Below are 21,664 nucleotides of genomic sequence, written 5' to 3'. Positions count from 1 at the left end.
CGGGTATTTAGCGGGACACGTCTCCTGTAAGCTTGGCTTCAGGGTCTGGCACGGAGCACATGGATGACCGGCGCGCTGCGGTTTCGCGTCTTGACCGGCCTGGCGTTCGCAGTCGCCGCCTTTGGAGCATCCTCTGCCCACGCGTCATCCCAGCCGCTTGTGAGCGTCCTTCCAGAAGCAGACGGGGGTGGCGAATGGGTCAGCGCAATCGTCAGTGGTCTGATCGGTATCATCGGCGCGATCTTGGGTGCCGCCGTCGCTGTGTGGGGCACCGAACGCGTAGCTCACAAGAACCGTCAGCGGGAAAGGGCGGAGCGTGTCAAAGCTCTGGCCTTCGCGATTTTCCAGAAGGCCACCTACATCTACTCGGACGCTTCCTCCCTGCGAGACACGCTTCGACAGGCCAAGGAGGGATTGGCGCGGGAAGTTGCGGAGGCCGAGGCCGGACCTGAGCTAGAGCCGCACGTTCGGGTTATTCACGCGTTGTGCATGCGCGTGATGCCTTGGGGGAACCTGCCAGAACGCCTCAGCTTCACAACGGATGAGGTTTGGGCCGCGAAGGAGATCGTGGGCGATAGCCTCCTGAACGCGGTGATGAACCTTGATCGGCAGCACAGCGCCTTGTTGAAATCGGCAGACCGGTATTCCCTAGAGCGCGAGCGGTTCCAGGAAACGCTTGAGGTAAGAGAGGTCGAGGGCCTAGTAGTCCAAGCGGGCTTTGATGCCGACAATGCCGCGCGCAGTCTCGCGACCATCAATCGCCTAGATGACCTTCTCCGCCACATCGATGAGGCGGCCAACGAACTCGCTCGTGATGCCTTCGAAGCTTTGCGCTCGCTCGCGGAAGCGGAAAGCCGCCCGCTGGGGGACGCGACCGTATTCGCGGTGCGTGGACCCGATGGCGATGAGGTGATTTTGCGCGCGAAAGAGCGGCCAAAGAAATCCCTGAAGGCCCCCTATCGCATCATGGGTCTCCGCTAGTCGGGCTCTAGGCCGCGCTCAGCTTCTCAATGCGGTCGATGAGCGGTCTTAGGTCGTTTTGGGCCTCCGGAGGCAGGAACGCCCACAGAGGCTGCCCTGCCGCATCACTAAGGGCCTTCACCAAGTTACCACGGTCGTCAATTCGGAAGGCCATCACGCCGCCCTTCAGGATGACCGTGAAGACCTTTCGACCTTCGACGGGCTCGATATCCACGGCCATGACGATGGTTGAGAGGGCGACCCTGAGCCGTCCCCGTGCTTGCTCCCGCTCGTTTGCATCCTCAGACATAGCGGCGGCCCTGATATCGTTGACGCGCTTAAGGTGCTCGATCCCACTGACCTGACCCGATGCCCGCGCGACCTCTAGCTTGGCCGTTTCGAGTTCCGCATTGAGCGCATCCAGGTCGGCCTTCGCCTGAGCGATCATATCGGCCAACTGGTCGTCGCCCGCTGCAAACAGGCTCAGTAGCCGCGCCCGTGCGGCAGCCTTCGTCTCGATGGCTTTTTCGACTTCCGCCACCCGAACGCGCGCCGCCTTCAGTTCACCTGTAGCGGCGAAGACTCGATCATCGAGCGCGAGGTCGATAATGAGGTCCAGAGTGGACCGTTCGAACGCCGGATAGGCATAACCTGCGCGGTTGGAGCAACGCCCCTCCTGGGCTGCCTCGCATTTAACGTAGCTGTAGCGGCGACCCTTCTTCACCCCGGAGGTGAGGAAGGCCCGCCGACCGCACTCGCCGCATTTCATAAGACCCGCGAAGAGATTGGTCGTGCCTTGTCTCGCGCCCTGACCCTTCACGGTGGCGCGAGAGGCGAGGTTTGCCCGCGCCCTCGCAACCACGTCTGCATCGACAACGCGGGGATAGAACTCGGTGATAATGCGCCCAGCGTAGGGGCCGCTGTGAGGTCGAAAATCGCCTTCAACGGTTGTCGAGGTCAGGAGTTGTCGAACCCCTGAGCGGCTCCATTGATAAGGCCGCCCCTCATACACTGTGGGTGCGGCGAAGGGTTTGAGCCCCCGCTGGTTCAAGAGATTGGCGATGGTGATCACACCCAGACCGTCAGCCGATAACTCGTAAACCTCGCGGACGATGGCGGCTCGTTCTTCGATCACGTCGAAGCCGCTCGCATCGGGCCGCCGCACCAGCCACCCTGGAATCTTCCCCGCGAGATTGGCCCAAGGCCCGGTCTTGGTCTCAGCGAGCCGCCATAGACGCTCCCGCGCCTTCAGGGTTTGCTCCGACTTTTTCCGGGATTCCTCGTGGCCGGTGGCTGCCCTGATAGCCGTGGTGAGGAAGGTGCCCAGGTCAACGCTAGCGCCATAGACCTCATCGACATCGGCCACGGCCACCGTGATGCCGAACGTGGTCATGGCGTGAATCCACGCCATGACCTCAGGCACCGGGCGGCGCGAGAGACGGTCGAGACGTTCGACCAACAGCACCGTCCCTGGCGCGACCTCTCCCGCCCGAACCTTGGCTTCAAACGCGCCCAGTTCACCATCGCGGAGGTGTTCGCCCTTGAAGGCCGACTTGCCCCGGTCGGTTAGCGTCTCGACGACCGTCCAGCCCCGCGCCTCCGCCATCGCGGAGCATCGCTCAGCTTGGCGGGCCAGCGTGTCGCCTGACCCATGCTCTTGTTCGTCAGTGGAATAGCGGCGGTAGATGACGGCGTTCGGCATAGGGCGGCCCATAAAGATCAAATCGATTTCTGCAAGCCGCATCTTAGCGGGACCGCAAGAACCAGTTGATCGCCGACGAGCTCATGAACCGGGGCACGGTGGACCAGGCCGCCGTCTACCCGCGTGAGGTGGTGCGCCGGGCGCTGGAGCTGTCCTCAAGCGCACTCATCCTGGTGCACAACCATCCCTCGGGCGACCCGACGCCCAGCCGCGCCGACATCGACATGACCCGCCAGATCGTCGACGCGGGCCGGCTGCTCAAGGTCGAGGTGCATGACCATCTGGTCGTCGGCCGCGAGGGCGTGGTCAGCTTCAAGGCCCAGGGGCTTGTCTAGCGAGACTAAAGCCAGCCCGAACGTTTGAAACGCGCATAGAGATAGAGGCAGACGGCCCCGATCAACGCCAGCACCGCGAAGTAGCCGTAACGCCACTCCAGTTCGGGCATGATTTCGAAGTTCATGCCGTAGACACCCGCTATGGCCGTCGGCACGGCCAGGATCGCCGCCCAGGCGGCCAGCCGCCGAGTGATTGCGCCCTGACGTTGCTGCTCCAGCAACAGACTGGCCTCAAAGACCGAAGCCAGCACCTCGCTCAGGGCCTCCAGCATGGCCTCGACCCGGCGCACATGGTCGCCCACATCACGGAAGTAGGGACGCACCTCGGCGTCGACGCAGGGCAGCTCCAGATGCTCCAGCCGGGCGCAGACCTCGTTGGTCGGGTCCAGCAGTCGCTGAAAGCGCCGCACCTCGCGCCTGAGCGCGAAGATACGCGTGACCTCGGCCCGGCCGAGGAAGGCGTCCAGTGCCCGACGCTCCATCTCATCGACCTCGGCCTCGATGGCCTCGACCACCGGCAGATAGCCATCGACGATAAAGTCCAGGACGGCGTGCAGCACATAGTCGATGCCGTGTCGCAAAAGGCTGGGCGCCGCCTCCAGCTGTTCGCGCAGCTGAGTATGGGCGCGCGTCGAGCCATGGCGCACCGTGATGATGAAGCCCTGCCCCATGAAGACGGCGGTCTCGCCGTAGTCGATCAGCCCGCCGGGCTGGAAGTGGGCGGTGCGCAGCACCACGAACAGCTGGTCGCCGAACACCTCGGCCTTGGGGAGCTGGTGCGCCTTGAGCGCATCTTCGACGGCCAGGGGATGCAAACGAAACCGCGCCTGAAGCGTGCGCAGTTCGCCTTCAGTCGGTTCAACCAGCCCGATCCAAACGAACTCATCGTCGCCAAGGGCGATGTCATCGTCGAGGGTCAGGGTGCGAACGCGCTGACCCTGCCGATATACCGCCGCCGCGACCAGGCTCATGCGCCAACCCTACAATGAATGATCCAGCGGCTTCGCCTCCCGCTCCCACTCCAGGAAATCCGGCTGGGCCAGCAGGGTCTGCGCATAGACGACCGCGGTCTCATCGTCGCCGTAGTCGGCCAGATCGACGCCGTGGCGGCGGAAGCGCGTCGCCACGGGCGTGAAGAAGGCGTCCGCGACCGACCACTCGCCAAACAGGTAGGGACCGCCGGCCCCGAACCGGCCGCGCATCTCGCGCCACATGGCCACGATCCGGCGCACGTCGGCCGCGGCGGCCTCCGTCACCTCGGTGCGGCGGCCGTCGGAGGGCCCCACCATCGGGAACTGCGGACCCATGCCCAAATCGTTGCGCATGCCCATGAAGCCCGAATGCATCTCGCATACGACCGAGCGGCACAGGGCCCGAGCGACCGGGTCCCTGGGCCAGACCGGCGCTTCGGGGGCGGCCTCGGCGATCCACAGCACGATGGCCAGGGAGTCCCAGATGGTCTCGCCGTCCGCCTTCAGCACGGGCACGCGGCGGCTGGGGCTGTGCACCGCCAGCTTGGCGTCCGAGCTGGGGCCATAGAGCGGGATTTCCGTGACGCTGAACTCCAGCCCCGTCTTCTTCAGCACAAGCCAGGGCCTCAGGGACCAGGTGGAGAACATGCGGTCGCCCACGATCAGCTCGATCATCGAATCCCTCCTTGGCTGGAAGGTGGCTGATACGCCCGCCAGCGCGTCCCGCAAAGCCGGCCAATCTTGACTCGTCTCCCCGTCGGGCCGACACGCACGGCCCATGATCAGCCGCTATGCCCGCCCCCAAGCCGTCGACATCTGGTCCCAGGAGACCAAGTATCGGATCTGGTTCGAGATCGAGGCTCACGCCGCCACCAAGATGGCCGAGCTGGGCGTGATTCCGGCCGAGGCGGCCCGGGCCATCTGGGCCAAGGGCAAGGACGCCGTCTTCGACGCCGACCGCATCGACGAGATCGAACGCACCACCAAGCACGACGTCATCGCCTTCCTGACGCACGTGGCCGAGATCGTCGGCGAGGAGGCGCGCTTCCTGCACCAGGGCATGACCAGCTCCGACGTGCTGGACACCTGCTTCGCCGTGCAGCTGGCGCGCGCGGCCGACCTGCTGATCGAGGGCGTCGACCGCGTGCTGGCGGCCCTGGAGACCCGCGCCTTCGAGCACAAGCTGACCCCGTGCGTCGGGCGCAGCCACGGCATCCACGCCGAACCCGTGACCTTCGGCCTCAAGCTGGCCGGCTATCACGCCGAGTTCCAGCGCGCGCGCCGCCGCCTGGTCGCGGCCCGGGAGGAGATCGCCACCTGCGCCATCTCCGGCGCCGTGGGCACCTTCGCCAATGTGGACCCGGCCGTTGAGCAATACGTCGCTGACCAGATGGGCCTGTCCGTCGAGCCGGTCTCGACCCAGGTCATCCCGCGCGACCGGCACGCGGCCTTCTTCGCGGCCCTGGCGGTCGTCGCCAGCTCGGTCGAGCGGCTGGCGGTCGAGATCCGGCACCTGCAGCGCACCGAGGTGCTGGAGGCCGAGGAGTTCTTCGACAAGGGCCAGAAGGGCAGCTCGGCCATGCCCCACAAGCGCAACCCGATCCTGACCGAGAACCTGACCGGCCTCGCCCGCCTCGTGCGGTCGGCCGTGGTCCCGGCGCTGGAGAACGTCGCCCTGTGGCATGAGCGGGACATCAGCCATTCGGCGGTCGAGCGCGGCATCGGCCCGGACGCCACGATCCACCTCGACTTCGCCCTGCACCGGCTCGCCGGCGTGGTCGAGCGGCTGAACGTCTATCCCGAGAACATGCAGAAGAACCTCGACCGCCTGGGCGGGCTGGTGAACAGCCAGCGGGTCATGCTGGCCCTGACCCAGGCCGGGGTCTCGCGCGAAGACGCCTACGCCGCGGTTCAGGAGAACGCCATGAAGGTCTGGCGCGGCGAGGGTCGGTTCCTCGAATTCCTCAAGGCCGATGAGCGGGTCGTGCTGTCCGACGCCGAGCTCGAGGCCCTGTTCGACCTGGGGTACCACACCAAGCACGTGGACACCGTGTTCCAGCGGGTGTTTGGAAGGAGCTAAGTCCGCAAGGCCTGACGCTCGCGTGCAGGAGCTCGCGAGCCGAAAGTCCCCAAAATGTCAGCGGATCATCGCCGAAGCGATGGGAATCACTCGCCCGCGCGGATCTCGTCCCGGGCGCGGCCCATCAGCTCGTCCATCTTGGAGCGCACCTCGCCCTCCGAGATGGTCAGGCCAGAGGCCTTGAAGTCGCCCATGATCTTGCGCAGCACGTCCTCGTCGCCCGGCTGCTCGAAATCGGCGCGCACGACGGCCTTGGCGTATTCGTCGGCCGAGGCTTGGTTCAGGCCCATCTTCTCGGCCGCCCACAGGCCCAGGGCCTTGTTGCGGCGGGCGGCGGCCTTGAATTCCTGCTCCTGGTCGAGAGCATATTTGCCCTCGAAGGCCTTTTCGCGATCGTCAAAGGTGGTCATGGGTCTTTCGGGCGGGTTACGCAATCGGAAGGCGTGTCTATAGCCGGGCTGACGGCCAAGGCAATCAAGATCGGCCTTTGCGATACGTTCTTAAGGAGGGGTTGGTTCAATGACGCAGGATGAAGCCCAGATCGGCGCCCTGATCGACGAGATGTATGCGCTCATCTCGGGACCGGCCGGTCCGCGCGACTGGAGCCGCCAGAGGGCCGTCTTCGCGTCCGACGCGCGCCAGACCCGCACCTGGCTGGACGATCAGGGCCGGGCCCAGCGGCTGACCATGGGGCTGGAGGCGTACGCAAGGAACGTGCAGCCCTTCTTCGACGCCAACCCCTTCTACGAGGTGGAGATCGGCCGGCGCATCGACGTGTTCGGCAACATCGCCCACGCCTGGAGCCTGTATGAGGCGAAGCGGGACCCGTCGGACAGCGCGCCCGAGCGGCGGGGGATCAACTCGATCCAGCTGCTGAAGGACCCGGACGGCGCCTGGCGCATCCACAACATGGTCTGGGACAACGAGCGCGAGGGGCTGGTTCTGCCGTCGCTGTGAGTCACGGCGCCAGGACCTAAGCGGGCGCCAAACCGCGCCAGATCGCGCCAAATGAAACACCGTCTAATCCGTCTGATCCGTCTGATAGACAGCCATGAGAAAGACCGGCGCCTGGCAAGGGCGCGGCTAAGCAGCATGGGAGTCGGAGCCGGAGCGTGCGCAAATTCCCTCGCCGTCTGGCGCTCGGCCTTTGCACCCTCAGGAGCGGCGGCCTGAGCAGTGAGGGGGTATCGGGCAAGATAAGGCGGAAAGCGCCGCATTCCCGCATCTCGCTTCCGTCGCGCCTTCACCTTTTCTTACGCCGGGAACGTTCGGCCTGTTCGTCGCCCAGGCTCGGCCTTGACTTGTCGGGCAGCATGGCGCGCGCCAATCGACTCAGCGGCCATAAACGGCTAAGTTGAGGCTTGCCTATCCGCGGAGGCGGGCAATGAAAAACTCCGCACTATTGGCGCTCAAGGGGGGTGAAGCCGCACTAAAGGTCGATGTTTTGGCGCTTATCGCCGATTCAGTGATCTGTACCGATGAAGACGGATGCGTCCTGGTATTCAATCCGGCCGCCGAGAAATCATTTGGCTATAGCGCGGGCGAGGTAATCGGCCGCCACGTCGAAATGCTGCTTCCGCTGCGCCACCGCGCCGAACACGCGCGTCAGGTCCGCGAGTTCGGGAGTGAAGGGAACTCCACCCACCGACTTATGGGCCCACGCCGGGAGGTCTGGGGCCGCCGCAAAAACGGGGACGAGTTCCCCGCCGAGGCCATGGTCTCGCGCCAGATTATCGACGGCCAGACGATCTTGACCGTTGTGCATCGTGACATCACTGCGCGGAAGGAACTGGAAGACCTGCGCGAGGCGATGGCGCGCGAAATGGATCACCGGATGCGCAACGTGCTCTCCGTGGTTCATTCCCTTGTCTCCATCAGCGCGGCGGATGCGTCGAACGTGGAAGAGTTCAGGGACTCGCTGGTCGGACGGCTCAAGGCCCTGGCCGCCAGCCAGGGCGCTCTGCGCTTTGGCGAAGAAAAACACACCAGCCTGAATGAGGTCTTTCTGGCGGAACTGGCCCAGTACCAGACGCAGGGCGGGGCGAATGTGGCGATTGACGGCCCTTCCGTGTCAGTGGGACCAAAGGCCGCCCAGCTACTGGCGCTGGCGGTCCACGAACTTGCGACGAACTCGGCGAAGTATGGCGCGCTGAGCAGCCCCACGGGACGAGTCATTGTGGCTACGGCCTTCAAGGACATCGGTGGAGAACCCCTGTTTCTCATCGAGTGGCGTGAGGAAGGCGGGCCGCCCGTGAAACGCCCTGAACGCCAGGGCTTTGGAACCAGCCTCATCAAGCAGGTCGTGGCCAGAGCCCTTCGAGCCGATGTGGCCCTAGATTATCGTTCCGACGGTCTGATCTGCCGGATGACCATGCCCCATGCCGCGCTGGAAGCGGATCAATAGGCGCTGACGCGGACCGCCAGGTCCGTAGGGGACGCGGCTGGCCCCTTCGCCTCTCGCCGTTTGCCCCGCGCCGCGCAAACGCCTATGTTCCACCGCATCGCAGCGACTCTGAACGCGCGCCGCCGGACGGCATTTCCGGCCCGCGCGTTTTTAGTTTGCCGCCCCTCCCTTTCGGGACAGACCATGACCCGCCGCAAGAAGCTCTACGAAGGCAAGGCCAAGATCCTCTACGAGGGGCCTGAGCCGGGCACCATCATCCAGTACTTCAAGGACGACGCCACCGCCTTCAACGCCCAGAAGAAGGCGACGCTGGAAGGCAAGGGCGTGCTGAACAACAAGATCAGCGAGTTCATCATGACCCGGCTGGGCGCCATCGGCGTGACCAACCACTTCATTCGCCGGCTATCCCTGCGCGAACAGCTGGTCCGCGAGGTCGAGATCATTCCGCTGGAGGTGGTGTGCCGCAACATCGTGGCCGGCTCGCTGGCCACGCGCCTGGGCCAGGAAGAGGGCGCGCCCCTGCCCCGCTCGATCGTCGAGTTCTATCTGAAGGACGATAAGCTGGGCGACCCGATGGTCACCGAAGAGCACATCACGGCCTTCAACTGGGCCACCACCCAGGAGATCGACGACATCCTGGCCATGACGCTGCGCATCAACGACTTCCTGTCTGGCATGTTCGGCGCGGTCGGCATCACCCTGGTGGACTTCAAGATTGAGTTCGGCCGAGTCTGGGAGGGCGAGTTCAGCCGCGTCATCCTGGCCGACGAGATCAGCCCCGACAGCTGCCGCCTTTGGGACACGGCCACCGGCAACAAGCTGGACAAGGACCGCTTCCGCCGCGACCTCGGCGACGTCATCGAGTCCTATGCCGAGGTGGCGCGGCGCCTGGGGATCATGAAGGATATGCCCACCGTCATTCAGGGAGGCCTGCACTGATGGCCAAGGTGAAGGTTCACGTCTTCCTCAAGCCCGGCGTGCTGGACGTCCAGGGCAAGGCCGTCGAGGGCGCCCTGAAGGGCCTGGGCTGGTCCGGCGTGTCGGACGTGCGCGTCGGCAAGCTGATCGAGTTCGACTTCGAAGGGGCCGACGCTGAGGCCGAGGCGAAGCGCATGTGCGAGACCCTGCTGGCCAACACGGTAATCGAGAGCTACCGGGTAGAGGTGGCCTAGCGCCCCGCGCCGTCGCAGCGCTTCATCGTGAAGATGTTGGTCATGGTCTCGTCCTCGATCGGCGTGAACGGTCCCCCGTAGGACTCGCCCATCACCCGCGCCTCGCCGTCGCGCACCACGAACCTCAGGGTCGCCTCCTGGCCCAGTTCCTCGCGCCCGCCCGGCGTCTGGCCGCGCGGCCGGACCTTCAGGTCCACCATGCCCGGCGACTCGGTGAAACCCGTGACCTGCGCGATCCAGTCCTCGGCGCGCCCGGCCCGATAATAGATGCGCTCAGGTCGGAAGGTGACCACCCGGCCCTCGGTGGTGCAGCTGTTGGTCGAGATGGGCGTCCACTCGCCTGCCAGCTGGGACTCCGGCGCCGCCTCAGCACAGGCGGCCAAGGCAAGGGCGAGAAGCAAGACGAAACGCATGGCGGCGATCCCTACTGATCGCTTCGGATTGCCATGCGTTGACTGAGAACCCATGAATCGCGCGACGAATTCAGAAGAAGGGAGCCCCCATGACCCTGACCCTCACCTCTAGCGACTTCAAGGAGGGCGACCGGCTGCCTGACGCCCAGGTCCACGACAAAGGCAACCGCTCGCCGCACCTGGCCTGGTCCGGCGCGCCCGAGGGGACGAAGAGCTTCGCCATCACCTGTTACGACCCTGACGCGCCCACCGGCTCAGGTTTCTGGCACTGGACGGTGGCCAACATCCCCGCCGACGTGACCGAGATCGCCGCCGGCGGCCCCTTGCCCAAGGGCGCCGTCGAGGGTCGCACCGACTTCGGCGAGCCCGGCTATGGCGGAGCCGCTCCGCCCCCCGGCCACGGGCCGCACCGCTACATCTTCACCGTCTTCACCGTGGATGTGGAGGAGCTGCCGGTCACGAGAGAGGATTCCGGCGCCAAGTACGGCTTCAACCTGCACTTCCACACGCTGGAAAAAGCGTCGATCACCGCGATCTACGAGCGGTAGGTCGCTCCCGCCGCCGACTTACGCACGCCCCTTCGGGCCCCGCCTAGCCTCGTCTCGATCCCATCGAGACGAGGTTTTCATGTCCGTCCTTCAGCTTCAGGCCGCCCTTCTGACCCACGGCTTCGATCCGGGACCGCTGGACGGCGCGCTTGGGCCGCGCACGCGGGCGGCGATCCGGGCGTTCCAGACGGCCGCGGGCCTGCAGCCCGATGGCGTGGCGGGTCCCCTGACCCTGGGGGCGCTGGGCCTGGCGACGGATGAACCGCTCTGGCTGGCCGAGGCGCGGCGGCTGGAAGGCCTGACCGAGCGGCCGGGAAAGTCCTCGAACCCCGCCATCCTCGACTGGGCCGAACGGCTGGACCTGAACTACGCCTCTGACGACGTGCCCTGGTGCGGCCTGTTCGTGGGCCACTGCATCGCCGCCGCCCTGCCGGACGAACCCCTGCCGCAGGGACTGCTGTCGGCCCGGACGTGGATGAAGTTCGGCCGGGTCAGCGAACCGGGCCTGGGCGCGGTGCTGGTCTTCTGGCGCGGCAGCCGCGCGGGCTGGCGGGGGCACGTGGGCTTTTGTGTGGGCGCCGACGTCGAAGCTTTCCACGTGCTGGGCGGCAATCAGGGCGACCGCGTCTGCGTCGCGCGCCTGTCCAAAGGCCGCCTGCTGGGCGCGCGCTGGCCGCTGAGCGGCGGCGAGCCGCCGTCGCGAGCCGTGGCGTTCACGGGTTTGGCCGGCACGCCGCTCTCACGCAACGAAGCCTGACGGAACGGCTCGCGCCGCGGCCGGTTTGCTGAAGCATGGACGCCTCGGTTTTCTTCCAAAGCTGGAGCGGGGTTCTGCGGGTCGTCGTGGTCGGCGTGCTGGCCTACGCCTCGCTCATCGTCGTGCTGCGCCTGACCGGCAAGCGCACCCTATCCAAGCTGAACGCCTTCGACCTGATCGTCACTGTGGCGCTGGGCTCGACCCTGTCCTCGATCCTGGTTTCCGAGAGCGTAGCCCTGGTCGAGGGAGTGGTCGCCCTGGGCCTTCTGGTGCTGCTGCAGTTCGCCGTCACCTGGACGACCGTGCGCTGGCCCACCCTTCGCGACGTGGTGACGGCCGACCCCTCGCTGCTGCTCAGCGACGGGGCGCCGTGCCGCCGAACCCTGCGCCGCGAGCGGGTGTCCGAAAGCGAGGTGCTGCAGGCCATCCGCGACAAGGGCGGGCAGGCCCTACAGGACGCCGAGGCCGTGATCCTGCAAAGCGACGGCAGCATGGCCGTGATCCTCAAGGGCGGCTGATCCCCGCCTCGCAAACGCCGCCGAACGGTGCTAGAGGCGCGGCCATGAAAGCCGCCGTCATCGTCTTCCCCGGATCCAACTGCGACCGTGACTGCAAGGTGGCGGTCGAACGCTCGACCGGCGCCCAGGTGGGCATGGTCTGGCACGCCGAGACCACCCTGCCCGACCGGCTGGACCTGATCGTCATTCCCGGCGGCTTCTCCTATGGCGACTATCTGCGCTCGGGGGCCATGGCCGCGCTTGCGCCGGCCATGAAGGCGGTGCGCGAACAGGCCGAGCGCGGCGTGGCCGTGGTCGGCATCTGCAACGGTTTCCAGATCCTGTGCGAGGCCGACATGCTGCCCGGCGCCCTTATGAAGAACGCGGGGCTGAAGTATGTCTGCAAGCCCATCGATCTGACCGTCTCCAACGGCCAGACCCGATTCACCTCCGGCTATCAGGGCCGGCGCACGGTGACGATGACCCAGGGCAACGGCGACGGAAACTACTTCTGCGACGCCGACACGCTGGAGCGCATCGAGGGCGAAGGCCAGGTGGTGTTCCGCTACGTCGACAACCCCAACGGCTCGGTCAACGATATCGCCGGTTTGCAGAACGAACGCGGCAACGTGCTGGGCATGATGCCCCACCCCGACCGCGCCTTCGAGCCCGAGCTGGGCTCGGCCGACGGCGCGATCCTGTTCCAGAGCGTGCTTAACGCGGCCTATGCATGAGCCAGGAGCTGTCTGACCGGCTTCGCATCCTGGTCGACGCGCTTCCTCTGAAGACCGGCATGCGGGTCCTGGAGATCGGCTGCGGCCCGGGCGCCGCGGCCCGCGAAGTGGCGCGTCGGATCGAAGAGGGTCAGGTGCTGGCCATCGATCGCTCGGCCGCCGCGGTGCGCCAAGCCCAGGCGGGCGGCGATGTCGGTGGAAAGCTGAGCGTGCGGCAGGCTAGCGCCGAGACCTTTGAACTCGAAGACGGCGAAGCGCCCTTTGACCTGGCCTTCGCCTTCCGGGTCGGCGCCCTGGACGGCCGGCATCCCAAGGCGGGCGAAGCGGCGCGGGCAAGAATCAGGGCGGCACTGAAGCCGGGCGGGCGCCTGTTCATCGACGGCGGCGACCCGCTGCGGGAAATCGACCTGGGGGATTAGCCCCCCGCGCCGGTCACTGGTAGCCAGGGTCGCCGGGCTCGAGCCGCTCAACCACGCCGTCGTCCTCGCCCTGGCCGGGGTCGACCGCCTCGGGGTAGTCGATGGCGTCCTCGGCCGCGTTCTGGATGGCCAGGTCCTCGGCGCCCACGCCCAGGCCCTGTTCGCGGCCGCGAATAACCTCCTCCTGGGTCGGCTCGTATTCGCGGGGATATTCGCCCGCGGGCGCTTCCGGCGTGGGATCGGCCATGGTCAGGCTCCTGTGCTGATGCTCCAGGGAAAGCGGTCGTCCGCGCCCCCGGTTCCGCAACTTGAGTGAACCATCGGGGTCGGCGGGCGTATTGTCCCTGGAACGCTCAAGCTGTCGGAGAGACGCCATGCGCCGCATCCTCGTGCTTATCGCCGCGCTGATCATGCTGGTGCTGCCAGTGCTGGACGCCATCGTGCGCATCGGCCTGACCCAGGCGCAGTTCGCGGAACAGGGCAACGAGACCCTGCGCGCGGCGGGCTACGCCTTCACGATCTGGAGCGTGATCTATGTCTGGATCGCGGCTTACGCCGTCTATCAGGTCTGGCCCAGGACGCCGGAGACGCCGCTCCTGAGGACGCTGGGCTGGGCCTCGGTGGTCGGGATGACGGCCACAGGGCTCTGGATACCGGCGGCGGCCTTCAACTGGCGCTGGGCGACCGTGGGGCTGATCAGCCTGGCGGCCCTGTCCATCGTCGGCGGGCTGGTGAGCAGCAACCTGGCGGCGGCCGGGCGCAAGGAGCGCGGTCTGGTCCTGTGGCCGCTCGGACTGCTCGGAGGCTGGCTGACCATCGCCACAGCCCTGAACCTGCTGACCGTCATGACCGCCGAGGGAATCATTACGCCCGACATGCAGGCCGGGTGGGCGTTGGCGGGCATCGGCGTGGTGCTGCTGGTGGGCATGGCCGTGACCTTCCGCACCGAGCTGGCGGCCTATCCGCTGCCCATCGTCTGGGGGCTGGTGGCCGTCTATGTGGCCATGTCGGCCGATCAGGAGCCGACCCTCGCGGCCGCGGCCCTGATCGCCGCGGTCGTGCTGGCGGCCTTCGCCGGCTGGGTCGTCTGGCGCAGCCGGCGTGAGCCGCGCCCCGCCTAGTGCTCGACCAGGCGGGCTTCGGTTTCGAGCTCCTCCTGCTTCTGCTTGCGCTCGGCCATGGCGGAGGCGCCGGCGTCGTCGGCGGCGATGTCAGGCGCGGCCTCGTCCTCGGGCGTGGCGGCCGGTGAGATGGGCTGGTCGGTCATGTGACTCTCCTTTCCCCTAGGAGACGCCCGAGGCGGCCCGCCGTTCCCGCCCTAGTCCCCTCAGCCTGAATCCGCTATCGGGTCCGGCCATGAGCGCGCCCGAGAAGACCATGGCCGAAAAGGCCGCCGACTATGGCCTCAAGCCTGAGGAATACGCCGTCGTCCTTGACCGGCTGGGCCGCGAGCCCACCGATGTGGAGCTGGGCGTCTTTTCGGTCATGTGGTCAGAGCACTGCTCGTACAAGTCCAGCCGCATCCACCTGAAGAAGTTTCCCACCACCGGCCCGCGGGTGATCTGCGGCCCCGGCGAGAACGCCGGCGTCATCGACATCGGCGACGGGGACGCCTGCATCTTCAAGATGGAGAGCCACAACCACCCCAGCTTCATCGAGCCTTACCAGGGGGCGGCGACCGGCGTGGGCGGCATCATGCGCGACGTCTTCACCATGGGAGCGCGGCCCGTGGCGCTGCTAAACGCGCTGCGCTTCGGCGATCCCGAGCATCCCAAGACGCGCCGCCTGGTGGACGGCGTGGTCGCCGGCATCGGCGGCTACGGCAATTGCGTCGGCGTGCCGACCGTCGGGGGCGAGACCAACTTCCACCCAGGCTACAACGGCAACATCCTGGTCAACGCCATGTGCGTGGGCCTGGCCAAGGCGGACGCCATCTTCTATTCGGCCGCGCCCGCGGCGGGCCTGCCCGTGGTCTATTTCGGCTCCAAGACCGGGCGTGACGGCATCCACGGCGCCACCATGTCCTCGGCCGAGTTCAGCGAGGGCGACGAGGAGAAGCGCCCCACGGTCCAGGTCGGCGATCCTTTCGCCGAGAAGCTGCTGATCGAGGCGACGCTGGAGTTGATGGCCACCGGCGCGGTCGCCGCCATCCAGGACATGGGCGCGGCGGGCCTGACCTCATCCTCCGTCGAGATGGCGGGCAAGGGCGGCGTCGGCATCGAGCTGGACCTCGACATGGTGCCCCAGCGCGAAACCGGCATGACCGCCTACGAAATGATGCTGTCCGAGAGCCAGGAGCGCATGCTGGCGATCCTGAAGCCCGGCCGCGAGGAAGAGGGCCACGCCATCTTCCGCAAGTGGGGCCTGGACGCCGCCGTCATCGGTCGCACCACCGACACCGGCCGGCTGGTCCTGAAGCACAAGGGCCAGGTCGAGTGCGACGTGCCGCTGGCGCCCCTGTTCGACGACGCTCCGCTGTACGACCGCCCCTGGGATCCGCCGGTCCCGCCCGAGCGGCTGGATCCCGGCCAGGTTCCCGCGCCCATCGACTGGACCGCCGCGGTGCTGAAAGTGATGGGCTGCCCCGACGTGGCCTCCAAGCGCTGGCTGTGGGAGCAGTACGACCGCCACGTCATGGCCGACACCCTGGCCGACAGCGCCACGGGCGCAGACGCCGGCGTGGTGCGGGTGCACGGCTCGTCCAAGGCCCTGGCCGTGACCAGCGACGTGACGCCCCGCTACGTTCAGGCCGACCCTTATGAAGGGGGCAAGCAGGCCGTGGCCGAGGCGTGGCGGAATCTGACCGCCGTGGGCGCCGACCCCATCGCCGTCACCGACAACCTGAACTTCGGCAATCCCGAAAAGCCCGCCATCATGGGCCAGATCGTGCGGGCCACCGACGGCATGGCCGAGGCCTGCCGAGCACTCGATTTCCCCGTCGTGAGCGGCAATGTCAGCCTCTACAACGAGACCGACGGGGTCGCCATTCCGCCGACGCCGACCGTCGGCGCGGTGGGTCTGCTGCCGGACTATGACCTGCTGGCGGGCTATGCCGGACTGGCCGAAGGGGACGCGCTGGTCCTGATCGGCGAATGCCACGGCGAGCTGGGTCAGAGCCTCTACCTGCGCGAAGTCCTGGGCCGTGAGGACGGGGCGCCCCCGCCGGTCGATCTGGCCGCTGAAAAGCGCAACGGTGACTTCGTGCGCGGCCTGATCCGCGAGGGGTTTGTCACCGTCTGCCACGATCTTTCGGACGGCGGCCTCCTGGTCGCGGCGGCCGAGATGGCGCTGGCCTCGGACGTGGGCGTGACCCTGAACGCCACCAGCCCGACGCACGCCCACCCCTACCTCTTCGGCGAGGATCAGGCGCGCTACCTGATCGCCGTGCCCGGCGATGCAGCCGATCTGCTGGCCCAGGCGCAGGCGGCCGGCGTGCACGCCATGGTGGCCGGTCAGGCGGGCGGCGGGCGGTTCGCCTCGCCGGGCCTGTTCGACATCGCGCTTGCGGACCTGCGGGCGGTGCACGAGGGCTGGATGCCGGGGTGGATCAGCCGCCGCCCCATGGCCAACACCTGAGGGTTGCAGCCACGCAACACTCCACAGGCCCGGACAGCTTAAGCGGAACAGCTCGGCAGCGGCGGCATTGAAACTCTGGAGTATCCCGTCTGGAGTTGAACCATGCCGGCCTCGAAAAGCCGCCCTGACAAGCCGAAACCGCAGTTGCGGGTGGTTGGAGAGCCCGTCGACCTGGGCCCCGAAGAGCCCCTGCCCTACGCCCTGGACCGCAAGCCGGAAACGGTCGCGGAGCGCGTAAAGCGCCTGCAGGCCGAGGCGCGCCTGCTGGCGAAGGAGGAGCTGGAAGGTCTCCAGTTGGCCCTGCATGAGGCGGCCCGCCGCGCCGCGGAGGTGGCCCAGGGCGGCGAAGCCTATCCCGTGGGGGCCCGCGAGATCGCCCGCCAGCTGGAGGAAGACCTCAAGGCCAAGGCGGCCAGCCTGAAGCTGCTGGCGGCCCGCGCCTAGCGTTCATTCCGCAACGGGCGTGAGTGGGCCAGCACCCCGGCCGCTTCAGGATGGCGGCGGAACCAGGCCGCCGCATAGCCGCAGACCGGGCGCAGCTTCAGGCCTTCGTCGCGGGCCTCGTTCACCAGGCTTTGCATGAAGCGTCCGGCCGCACCGCCGCCGCGCAAGGCGGGGTCGGCCTCCACATGCAGGATGGCCAGGGTTTCGCCCTGGCGCGCATAGTCCGCGAAGACCAGCAGCGGCTGTCCGTTAGGGCCTTCGAACTCCTGTTCGAAGCGATGCGCTTCCGGATCGTGTCGGATGGGTTTCATGACCTGCAAAACCTCCGGATGGACGGCGTCGTTCCCGGCCCCTTGTGGGTCCGCGCCATAGAGATAGGGTGTCGACAGCCCAGCTTGGAGAGGCCGCCATGCACTCGCGTCTGATCGTCGCCGCCGCCGTTTCCGGCATCGCCCTGTCGGCCTGTCAGCGCCAGGAGGAGGCGCCGGCCGCCGAGGACAGCGCCGCGCCGGCCGCCGAGGCTGGATCTCCCGCCGCGCCGCCCACCCTGCAGCGCAAGCCGGGCCTCTGGCGCATGGCCATGTCCATGGAAGGCGTCGACTTCGTCCAGACGACCCGCGTCTGCATCGACGAGGCCACCGAGCGTGAGATGAGCGTCTGGGGCGCCCAGACCACCAGAGACATGTGCAGCGAGCATCGCGTGACGCGCCAGCCGGACGGCGGCTGGGCCTTCCGTTCGGTGTGCTCCATGGGCTCTGGCGGCGTCACCACCACCGAAGGGGTGGCCACCGGCGATTTCCAGAGCCGCTATCAGGTTCGCGCGACGACCACGACCTCCGGCGCGGCGACGCCTCAGATGAACCGCTCGGGCACGATGACCATCCAGGCGTCGTGGGAAGGGCCCTGCCCCGAGGGCTGGCGCCCCGGCGACATGGAAGTCCCCGGCGGCGGCCGCATCAATCTGGCTCGGTAACGCACGGCCGAGGCCGCTAGCCCGCCATGGACATGCCCGCCGCCGCAGCCGGACGGGCCTTCATGGCCTCGCGCCAGCGGTTCAGGTGCACAAGGTCTTTCGACGGCCGGTATTTCACGAGCCTGCCGAAGTCGATGCCCGTATAGGCGACAATGTCCGCCAGACTGAACCGCCCCGCAGCGATCCACTCCTGATCGGCCAGGCGGCGGTCCAGCGACTTCATCATCCGCTCGGCTGTGGCTCGATTATAGGCGCCGACCTCGGGGTTGGGCGGCTCCAGCGCCGACAGCGCCGGGTGCTCGAAGCGCACAGAGATCATCATCGGATTGGCCAGGTAGAGCTCGGCCCGGCGGGTCCACATCTCGATCTCGGCCGTCTCGCGCGGATCACGGCCCAAGAGGTTGGGCTCGGGATAGAGGCTCTCGAGATAGCGGCAGATGGCCAGGCTCTCGGCGATACAGCCGCCGTCGTCGAACTCCAGCACCGGCACATGGGCCGAGCCCGCCTTGGCCCTGTAGTCAGGCGTGCGGTGTTCGCCGGTCAGCAGGTTGACGGTGACGACCTCGATATCGTCCACGCCCTTTTCGGCCAACAGCCAGGCGACGCGGCGCGGGTTGGGCGCCATGGGCGTGGTGTAGAGCTTCATGGACCGATCTCCGTTTCGAAACGGAACCTACCCGCTGAATACGCCGCCCGGCAAGGCGCCGACGATGGACGCGGTCATGACCGTGGCCAGGAAGCCGGCCAGCAACGCCTTCCACACCAGGGCCAGCACCTCCTGACGCCGCTCGGGCATCAGGATCGACAGCCCGGTGACGGTGATCCCAACGGAGCCGATGTTGGCGAAGCCGCACAGGGCGTAGGTCAGCAGCATGCGGGTGCGCTCGGTCATCTCGGCCTCCGGAACCTGGGCCAGGCGGATGTAGGCTACGAACTCGGTGAGGGTCAGCTTGACCCCCAGCATGCGCCCGGCGATCCCGGCCTCGCCCGCGGAGACGCCCATGATCCAGGCCAGGGGCGTGAACAGAACGCCGAGGATGCGTTCGACCGACAAGGGCTCGCCGCCCACCTCGACGCCGCCGATCATCAGGTTCAGCAGGGACACCAGGGCCACGAACACGATCAGCACCGCCGAGATGTTCAGAACCACCGACAGGCCGTCGCCCGTGCCGCGCACGATGGCGTCGATCGAGCTGTCGTACTTCAGCGCGGAGTCGTAGTCGGCGTAGGCGCCGCCCTGGCCGGGCGCCTCGGGGATCATGATGCGCGCCAGCAGCACGCCCGCCGGGGCCGAGATGATCGACGCCACCAGCACGTGGCCGCCGGCGTTGGGCAGGACCGGCGCCAGGATCGTGGCGTAGGCCACCATGGTCGAGCCAGCCACCGTGGCCAGGCCCACCACCATCATCAGGAAGAGTTCGGAGCGGGTCAGCTTGTCCAGATAGGCGCGGATGACGATGGGGCTCTCGATCATGCCCAGGAAGATGTTGGCGGCCACGGCCAGGGCCGAGGCTCCGCCCAGCCCCATGGTCTTCTGGAACAGGAATCCGAAGCCGCGCGTGATCCACTTCAGGATGAGCCAGTGCCAGAGCAGGGCTGACAGGGCCGAGATCACCAGGATCAGCGGCAGCACCTCGAAGGCGAAGACGAACAGCGCCGGCTGATTGGTGACCTGATAGGGCTGATCGCCGCCCGCCAGATAGCCGAAGATGAACTGGGCCCCCGTGCGCGTGGCCGCCGCCAGGCCGTCGATGGCGCCGCTGATGCCCGTCAGCACGGCCTGGGAGCCGGGCAGACCGAATAGCAGCAGGACAAGGGCGGTCTGGATCGCCACGGCCCCGAGCGCCAGTCGCCAGGGAAAGACCTTCCTGTTCTCGGACAGCAGCCAGCAGACCGCCAGCACCACGATCACGCCCAGGAGGCTGCGCGCATTATCCAGTCCGTACATCCATGTCCCCCAACCCACTCCGCCTCTTAGAGCCGGGCGGAACCCCGCTTGGCAAGCGGCCTAGGCCCGGCCGTGGACCAGGTCGTCGTAGGCGGTGAGGAGCCGTCGCGTCAGCTCGCCCGGCCGGAAGCGGTATTCGCCGACCTCGGCCACAGCGGTCACCTCGGCTGCGGTGCCGACGATGAAGCACTCCGAGAAGGTCGACAGCTCTCCAGGGCGGATGTGCCGGACCACGACCTCGATCCCCATGCCATCGGCGAGGGAAAGAATCGTCCGGCGCGTGATGCCGTTCAGGATCGCGTCCACCGGAGGGGTGTGCAGCACGCCGTCCTGGACGAAGAAGACGTTGGCGGCCGTGGCCTCGGCCACATAGCCGCGCCAGTCCAGCATCATGGCGTCGTCATAGCCGGCGCGCTCGGCGTGGTGCCGCGACAGGGTGCAGATCATGTAGAGGCCGGCCGCCTTGGCCGTGACCGGCGCCGTGTCCGGAGACGGCCGCCGCCAGGGCGCCCAGCACAGCCGCACGCCTTTCATCCTCGTGTCCGGATTGAAGTAGCTGGGCCATTCCCAGACCGCGATCATGGTGTGAATGCGGTTGGCGCGGGCCGAGACGCCCATCTGCTCCGAGCCGCGCCAGACCAGGGGACGCACGTAGCAGTCCTCAAGCCCCATGCGCTCGCAGGTCGCCTTGCAGGCCGCGTCGATCTCGGCCACGCTGAACGGCATCTGGAGATCCAGGAGGTTCGCCGAGTCGTGGAGCCGCTGGCTGTGATCCGTCAACCGAAAGATCGAGCCGCCGTACATGCGCTCGCCCTCGAAAACCGACGAGCCGTGATGCAGGGCGTGGGTCAGAACATGGACTTGGGCTTCGCGCCACGGGATGAACTCGCCGTCCATCCAGATCCAGCCGTCGCGGTCATGGATCGGTATCAAGCTCATGGCGTCAGCCCCCTGCTGCCTGAGCGGTTTAGACCGCGCGAGCCTTCGAGGGTCAACGTGCGCAAGGGGGAACGCCGCGGATGAGTGCGCGCGACGGACTGGACGCCGATGAGCGGCATCTTCTGGTCGTGGATGACGACGACCGGATCAGGGACCTGCTGAAGAAATACCTCAGCCGCGCCGGATTCCGGGTCACCGCCGCCGCTGACGCGGGCCAGGCCCGCAAGCTGATGTCCATGCTCGACTTCGACCTGATGATCCTGGACGTGATGATGCCGGGCGAGGACGGTTTCTCGCTAACCAAGTCTATCCGGGCTCGGCCGGGCCGGCAGACGCCGGTGCTGATCCTGACGGCGCGGGGCCTGCCTGACGACCGGATCGAAGGCCTGGCCCTCGGCGCTGACGACTATCTGGCCAAGCCCTTCGAGCCCCAGGAACTGTTGCTGCGCGTCGAGGCCATCCTGCGCCGGGCCGGGCCGCGCCCCGTCGTCCAGCGCAGGCTGTCGCTGGGCCCCTGCACCTTCGACGTGGAGCGCGGCGAGCTCAGCCGCGACGGCAAGCCGGTGCGCATCACCGAGGCCGAGGCGCAGCTGCTGCGCACCCTGGCCAAGGCCGCCCACGCGCCGGTCGATCGGCTGGCCCTGGCGCCGGACGCCACCGACGCCACCGGTCGCGCCGTGGACGTGCAGGTGACGCGCCTGCGCCGCAAGATCGAGGCCGATCCCAAGAACCCGCGCTATCTCCAGACCGTGCGAGGGGTCGGCTACATGCTGGCCCCCGACGAGTGAGGCG

27 protein-coding genes and 1 pseudogene are annotated in these 21,664 nt (G+C 67.4%); 17 read left to right on the top strand and 11 right to left on the bottom strand.

From position 1 onward, the window contains the following. Nucleotides 1-63 precede the first annotated feature (63 nt). Nucleotides 64-981, top strand: coding sequence for a hypothetical protein (locus Q0812_RS10190; RefSeq protein ID WP_302110226.1), 918 nt, complete (start codon nucleotides 64-66; stop codon nucleotides 979-981). Between the two features lie 7 nt (nucleotides 982-988). Here the strand turns inward: Q0812_RS10190 and Q0812_RS10185 are convergent, their stop codons facing one another. After that, entirely contained in the window at nucleotides 989-2,662 is a 1,674-nt protein-coding gene (locus Q0812_RS10185; RefSeq protein WP_302110225.1) for a recombinase family protein, read from the bottom strand. A 50-nt stretch (nucleotides 2,663-2,712) separates the two neighbouring features. Between Q0812_RS10185 and Q0812_RS10180 the strand changes: the two are divergent. Then, nucleotides 2,713-2,997: pseudogene (locus tag Q0812_RS10180) on the top strand (JAB domain-containing protein); the annotation flags it as partial. A gap of 5 nt (nucleotides 2,998-3,002) precedes the next feature. Here Q0812_RS10180 and corA read toward each other — a convergent pair. Both corA and Q0812_RS10170 read right to left on the bottom strand, forming a co-directional pair. Further along, a complete protein-coding gene (corA, locus tag Q0812_RS10175) occupies nucleotides 3,003-3,968 on the bottom strand; it encodes a magnesium/cobalt transporter CorA (protein ID WP_302110224.1) in 966 nt (321 codons plus the stop codon). Nucleotides 3,969-3,977: 9 nt separating this feature from the next. Beyond that, on the bottom strand, nucleotides 3,978-4,643 hold the full coding sequence (locus Q0812_RS10170; protein ID WP_341923591.1) for a glutathione S-transferase family protein: 666 nt from the start codon (nucleotides 4,641-4,643) through the stop codon (nucleotides 3,978-3,980). Nucleotides 4,644-4,746: 103 nt separating this feature from the next. On the opposite strand from Q0812_RS10170, the gene purB reads away from it, so the two are divergent. Next, the gene (gene purB / locus Q0812_RS10165) at nucleotides 4,747-6,048 is read left to right on the top strand and encodes an adenylosuccinate lyase (RefSeq protein ID WP_302110223.1); all 1,302 of its coding nucleotides are present in this window, start codon (nucleotides 4,747-4,749) and stop codon (nucleotides 6,046-6,048) included. Nucleotides 6,049-6,134: 86 nt separating this feature from the next. Here purB and Q0812_RS10160 read toward each other — a convergent pair whose 3' ends face one another. Then, on the bottom strand, nucleotides 6,135-6,458 hold the full coding sequence (locus Q0812_RS10160; protein WP_302110222.1) for an ATPase inhibitor subunit zeta: 324 nt from the start codon (nucleotides 6,456-6,458) through the stop codon (nucleotides 6,135-6,137). A gap of 109 nt (nucleotides 6,459-6,567) precedes the next feature. Between Q0812_RS10160 and Q0812_RS10155 the strand changes: the two genes are divergently transcribed. The 4 genes from Q0812_RS10155 to purS all read left to right on the top strand — a co-directional run bounded on the left by Q0812_RS10155 (nucleotide 6,568) and on the right by purS (nucleotide 9,624). Beyond that, the gene (locus Q0812_RS10155; RefSeq protein WP_302110221.1) at nucleotides 6,568-7,005 is read left to right on the top strand and encodes a Cif family virulence factor; all 438 of its coding nucleotides are present in this window, start codon (nucleotides 6,568-6,570) and stop codon (nucleotides 7,003-7,005) included. 427 nt (nucleotides 7,006-7,432) lie between these two features. After that, complete coding sequence (locus tag Q0812_RS10150; RefSeq protein ID WP_302110220.1) at nucleotides 7,433-8,452, top strand: PAS domain S-box protein; 1,020 nt, start codon at nucleotides 7,433-7,435, stop codon at nucleotides 8,450-8,452. 183 nt (nucleotides 8,453-8,635) lie between these two features. After that, entirely contained in the window at nucleotides 8,636-9,391 is a 756-nt protein-coding gene (gene purC, locus Q0812_RS10145) for a phosphoribosylaminoimidazolesuccinocarboxamide synthase (protein ID WP_302110219.1), read from the top strand. Next, nucleotides 9,391-9,624, top strand: a complete 234-nt coding sequence (gene purS, locus Q0812_RS10140) for a phosphoribosylformylglycinamidine synthase subunit PurS (RefSeq protein ID WP_302110218.1) — start codon at nucleotides 9,391-9,393, stop codon at nucleotides 9,622-9,624. The genes purC and purS overlap by 1 nt, the downstream gene beginning before the upstream one ends. Here the strand turns inward: purS and Q0812_RS10135 are convergent. Continuing rightward, nucleotides 9,621-10,037 (bottom strand): hypothetical protein, encoded by a 417-nt coding sequence (locus tag Q0812_RS10135; protein ID WP_302110217.1) that lies wholly within the window; start codon nucleotides 10,035-10,037, stop codon nucleotides 9,621-9,623. The genes purS and Q0812_RS10135 overlap by 4 nt on opposite strands. Before the next feature lie 89 nt (nucleotides 10,038-10,126). Between Q0812_RS10135 and Q0812_RS10130 the strand changes: the two genes are divergently transcribed. The 5 genes from Q0812_RS10130 (at nucleotide 10,127) to Q0812_RS10110 (ending at nucleotide 12,992) form a co-directional block, all read left to right on the top strand. Continuing rightward, nucleotides 10,127-10,585 (top strand): YbhB/YbcL family Raf kinase inhibitor-like protein, encoded by a 459-nt coding sequence (locus Q0812_RS10130; protein WP_302110216.1) that lies wholly within the window; start codon nucleotides 10,127-10,129, stop codon nucleotides 10,583-10,585. Nucleotides 10,586-10,664: 79 nt separating this feature from the next. Next, the gene (locus Q0812_RS10125) at nucleotides 10,665-11,342 is read left to right on the top strand and encodes an NlpC/P60 family protein (RefSeq protein WP_302110215.1); all 678 of its coding nucleotides are present in this window, start codon (nucleotides 10,665-10,667) and stop codon (nucleotides 11,340-11,342) included. Between the two features lie 35 nt (nucleotides 11,343-11,377). Then, nucleotides 11,378-11,860, top strand: a complete 483-nt coding sequence (locus Q0812_RS10120; RefSeq protein ID WP_302110214.1) for a DUF421 domain-containing protein — start codon at nucleotides 11,378-11,380, stop codon at nucleotides 11,858-11,860. Nucleotides 11,861-11,904: 44 nt separating this feature from the next. Further along, a complete protein-coding gene (purQ, locus tag Q0812_RS10115; RefSeq protein WP_302110213.1) occupies nucleotides 11,905-12,573 on the top strand; it encodes a phosphoribosylformylglycinamidine synthase subunit PurQ in 669 nt (222 codons plus the stop codon). Next, nucleotides 12,570-12,992 (top strand): class I SAM-dependent methyltransferase, encoded by a 423-nt coding sequence (locus tag Q0812_RS10110; RefSeq protein WP_302110212.1) that lies wholly within the window; start codon nucleotides 12,570-12,572, stop codon nucleotides 12,990-12,992. Before purQ ends, Q0812_RS10110 begins: the two co-directional genes overlap by 4 nt. A 13-nt stretch (nucleotides 12,993-13,005) precedes the next feature. On the opposite strand, the gene Q0812_RS10105 is transcribed toward Q0812_RS10110, so the two are convergent. Continuing rightward, nucleotides 13,006-13,239: a hypothetical protein gene (locus Q0812_RS10105; RefSeq protein ID WP_302110211.1), complete on the bottom strand. Its 234-nt coding sequence runs from the start codon at nucleotides 13,237-13,239 to the stop codon at nucleotides 13,006-13,008. A 127-nt stretch (nucleotides 13,240-13,366) separates the two neighbouring features. On the opposite strand from Q0812_RS10105, the gene Q0812_RS10100 reads away from it, so the two are divergent. Then, entirely contained in the window at nucleotides 13,367-14,113 is a 747-nt protein-coding gene (locus Q0812_RS10100) for a hypothetical protein (protein WP_302110210.1), read from the top strand. On the opposite strand, the gene Q0812_RS10095 is transcribed toward Q0812_RS10100, so the two are convergent. Then, nucleotides 14,110-14,259, bottom strand: a complete 150-nt coding sequence (locus Q0812_RS10095) for a hypothetical protein (protein WP_302110209.1) — start codon at nucleotides 14,257-14,259, stop codon at nucleotides 14,110-14,112. The two genes, Q0812_RS10100 and Q0812_RS10095, sit on opposite strands and share 4 nt — an antisense overlap. A gap of 89 nt (nucleotides 14,260-14,348) precedes the next feature. Between Q0812_RS10095 and purL the strand changes: the two genes are divergently transcribed. Together purL and Q0812_RS10085 are read left to right on the top strand one after the other, a co-directional pair. Beyond that, nucleotides 14,349-16,568, top strand: coding sequence for a phosphoribosylformylglycinamidine synthase subunit PurL (purL, locus tag Q0812_RS10090; RefSeq protein WP_302110208.1), 2,220 nt, complete (start codon nucleotides 14,349-14,351; stop codon nucleotides 16,566-16,568). Between the two features lie 102 nt (nucleotides 16,569-16,670). Continuing rightward, a complete protein-coding gene (locus tag Q0812_RS10085; RefSeq protein WP_302110207.1) occupies nucleotides 16,671-17,012 on the top strand; it encodes a hypothetical protein in 342 nt (113 codons plus the stop codon). Here the strand turns inward: Q0812_RS10085 and Q0812_RS10080 are convergent. Next, nucleotides 17,009-17,323: a GNAT family N-acetyltransferase gene (locus tag Q0812_RS10080; protein WP_302110206.1), complete on the bottom strand. Its 315-nt coding sequence runs from the start codon at nucleotides 17,321-17,323 to the stop codon at nucleotides 17,009-17,011. The two genes, Q0812_RS10085 and Q0812_RS10080, sit on opposite strands and share 4 nt — an antisense overlap. Nucleotides 17,324-17,421: 98 nt before the next feature. Between Q0812_RS10080 and Q0812_RS10075 the strand changes: the two genes are divergently transcribed. Then, on the top strand, nucleotides 17,422-17,985 hold the full coding sequence (locus tag Q0812_RS10075) for a DUF3617 family protein (protein ID WP_302110205.1): 564 nt from the start codon (nucleotides 17,422-17,424) through the stop codon (nucleotides 17,983-17,985). Between the two features lie 16 nt (nucleotides 17,986-18,001). On the opposite strand, the gene Q0812_RS10070 is transcribed toward Q0812_RS10075, so the two are convergent. The 3 genes from Q0812_RS10070 to Q0812_RS10060 are packed head-to-tail and all read right to left on the bottom strand — an operon-like array spanning nucleotide 18,002 to nucleotide 20,872. Next, a complete protein-coding gene (locus Q0812_RS10070) occupies nucleotides 18,002-18,631 on the bottom strand; it encodes a glutathione S-transferase family protein (protein ID WP_302110204.1) in 630 nt (209 codons plus the stop codon). Between the two features lie 27 nt (nucleotides 18,632-18,658). After that, nucleotides 18,659-19,933, bottom strand: a complete 1,275-nt coding sequence (locus tag Q0812_RS10065) for a NupC/NupG family nucleoside CNT transporter (RefSeq protein WP_302110203.1) — start codon at nucleotides 19,931-19,933, stop codon at nucleotides 18,659-18,661. A 60-nt stretch (nucleotides 19,934-19,993) separates the two neighbouring features. Beyond that, on the bottom strand, nucleotides 19,994-20,872 hold the full coding sequence (locus Q0812_RS10060; RefSeq protein WP_302110202.1) for a branched-chain amino acid aminotransferase: 879 nt from the start codon (nucleotides 20,870-20,872) through the stop codon (nucleotides 19,994-19,996). A gap of 80 nt (nucleotides 20,873-20,952) precedes the next feature. On the opposite strand from Q0812_RS10060, the gene Q0812_RS10055 reads away from it, so the two are divergent. After that, complete coding sequence (locus tag Q0812_RS10055; RefSeq protein ID WP_302110201.1) at nucleotides 20,953-21,660, top strand: response regulator; 708 nt, start codon at nucleotides 20,953-20,955, stop codon at nucleotides 21,658-21,660. Nucleotides 21,661-21,664: the final 4 nt, after the last annotated feature.

This window comes from Peiella sedimenti (genome assembly GCF_030504955.1).
GTDB classification, from domain to species: domain Bacteria; phylum Pseudomonadota; class Alphaproteobacteria; order Caulobacterales; family Caulobacteraceae; genus Brevundimonas; species Brevundimonas sedimenti.
Note: the sequence above shows the minus strand (reverse complement) of the source record. Positions and strands in the feature narration are given on the sequence as shown.

Coding starts and splice junctions, on each gene's coding strand:
- purC (WP_302110219.1), top strand. CDS start 8,636: ATGACCCGCCGCAAGAAGCTCTACGAAGGCAAGGCCAAGATCCTCTAC.
- Q0812_RS10185 (WP_302110225.1), bottom strand. CDS start 2,662: ATGCCGAACGCCGTCATCTACCGCCGCTATTCCACTGACGAACAAGAG.
- corA (WP_302110224.1), bottom strand. CDS start 3,968: ATGAGCCTGGTCGCGGCGGCGGTATATCGGCAGGGTCAGCGCGTTCGC.
- Q0812_RS10060 (WP_302110202.1), bottom strand. CDS start 20,872: ATGAGCTTGATACCGATCCATGACCGCGACGGCTGGATCTGGATGGAC.
- Q0812_RS10155 (WP_302110221.1), top strand. CDS start 6,568: ATGACGCAGGATGAAGCCCAGATCGGCGCCCTGATCGACGAGATGTAT.
- Q0812_RS10135 (WP_302110217.1), bottom strand. CDS start 10,037: ATGCGTTTCGTCTTGCTTCTCGCCCTTGCCTTGGCCGCCTGTGCTGAG.
- Q0812_RS10110 (WP_302110212.1), top strand. CDS start 12,570: ATGAGCCAGGAGCTGTCTGACCGGCTTCGCATCCTGGTCGACGCGCTT.
- Q0812_RS10125 (WP_302110215.1), top strand. CDS start 10,665: ATGTCCGTCCTTCAGCTTCAGGCCGCCCTTCTGACCCACGGCTTCGAT.
- Q0812_RS10150 (WP_302110220.1), top strand. CDS start 7,433: ATGAAAAACTCCGCACTATTGGCGCTCAAGGGGGGTGAAGCCGCACTA.
- purQ (WP_302110213.1), top strand. CDS start 11,905: ATGAAAGCCGCCGTCATCGTCTTCCCCGGATCCAACTGCGACCGTGAC.
- Q0812_RS10095 (WP_302110209.1), bottom strand. CDS start 14,259: ATGACCGACCAGCCCATCTCACCGGCCGCCACGCCCGAGGACGAGGCC.
- Q0812_RS10170 (WP_341923591.1), bottom strand. CDS start 4,643: ATGATCGAGCTGATCGTGGGCGACCGCATGTTCTCCACCTGGTCCCTG.
- Q0812_RS10190 (WP_302110226.1), top strand. CDS start 64: ATGACCGGCGCGCTGCGGTTTCGCGTCTTGACCGGCCTGGCGTTCGCA.
- Q0812_RS10085 (WP_302110207.1), top strand. CDS start 16,671: ATGCCGGCCTCGAAAAGCCGCCCTGACAAGCCGAAACCGCAGTTGCGG.
- Q0812_RS10160 (WP_302110222.1), bottom strand. CDS start 6,458: ATGACCACCTTTGACGATCGCGAAAAGGCCTTCGAGGGCAAATATGCT.
- Q0812_RS10120 (WP_302110214.1), top strand. CDS start 11,378: ATGGACGCCTCGGTTTTCTTCCAAAGCTGGAGCGGGGTTCTGCGGGTC.
- Q0812_RS10100 (WP_302110210.1), top strand. CDS start 13,367: ATGCGCCGCATCCTCGTGCTTATCGCCGCGCTGATCATGCTGGTGCTG.
- Q0812_RS10105 (WP_302110211.1), bottom strand. CDS start 13,239: ATGGCCGATCCCACGCCGGAAGCGCCCGCGGGCGAATATCCCCGCGAA.
- Q0812_RS10070 (WP_302110204.1), bottom strand. CDS start 18,631: ATGAAGCTCTACACCACGCCCATGGCGCCCAACCCGCGCCGCGTCGCC.
- purL (WP_302110208.1), top strand. CDS start 14,349: ATGAGCGCGCCCGAGAAGACCATGGCCGAAAAGGCCGCCGACTATGGC.
- Q0812_RS10080 (WP_302110206.1), bottom strand. CDS start 17,323: ATGAAACCCATCCGACACGATCCGGAAGCGCATCGCTTCGAACAGGAG.
- Q0812_RS10130 (WP_302110216.1), top strand. CDS start 10,127: ATGACCCTGACCCTCACCTCTAGCGACTTCAAGGAGGGCGACCGGCTG.
- Q0812_RS10055 (WP_302110201.1), top strand. CDS start 20,953: ATGAGTGCGCGCGACGGACTGGACGCCGATGAGCGGCATCTTCTGGTC.
- Q0812_RS10065 (WP_302110203.1), bottom strand. CDS start 19,933: ATGTACGGACTGGATAATGCGCGCAGCCTCCTGGGCGTGATCGTGGTG.
- Q0812_RS10075 (WP_302110205.1), top strand. CDS start 17,422: ATGCACTCGCGTCTGATCGTCGCCGCCGCCGTTTCCGGCATCGCCCTG.
- purS (WP_302110218.1), top strand. CDS start 9,391: ATGGCCAAGGTGAAGGTTCACGTCTTCCTCAAGCCCGGCGTGCTGGAC.
- purB (WP_302110223.1), top strand. CDS start 4,747: ATGATCAGCCGCTATGCCCGCCCCCAAGCCGTCGACATCTGGTCCCAG.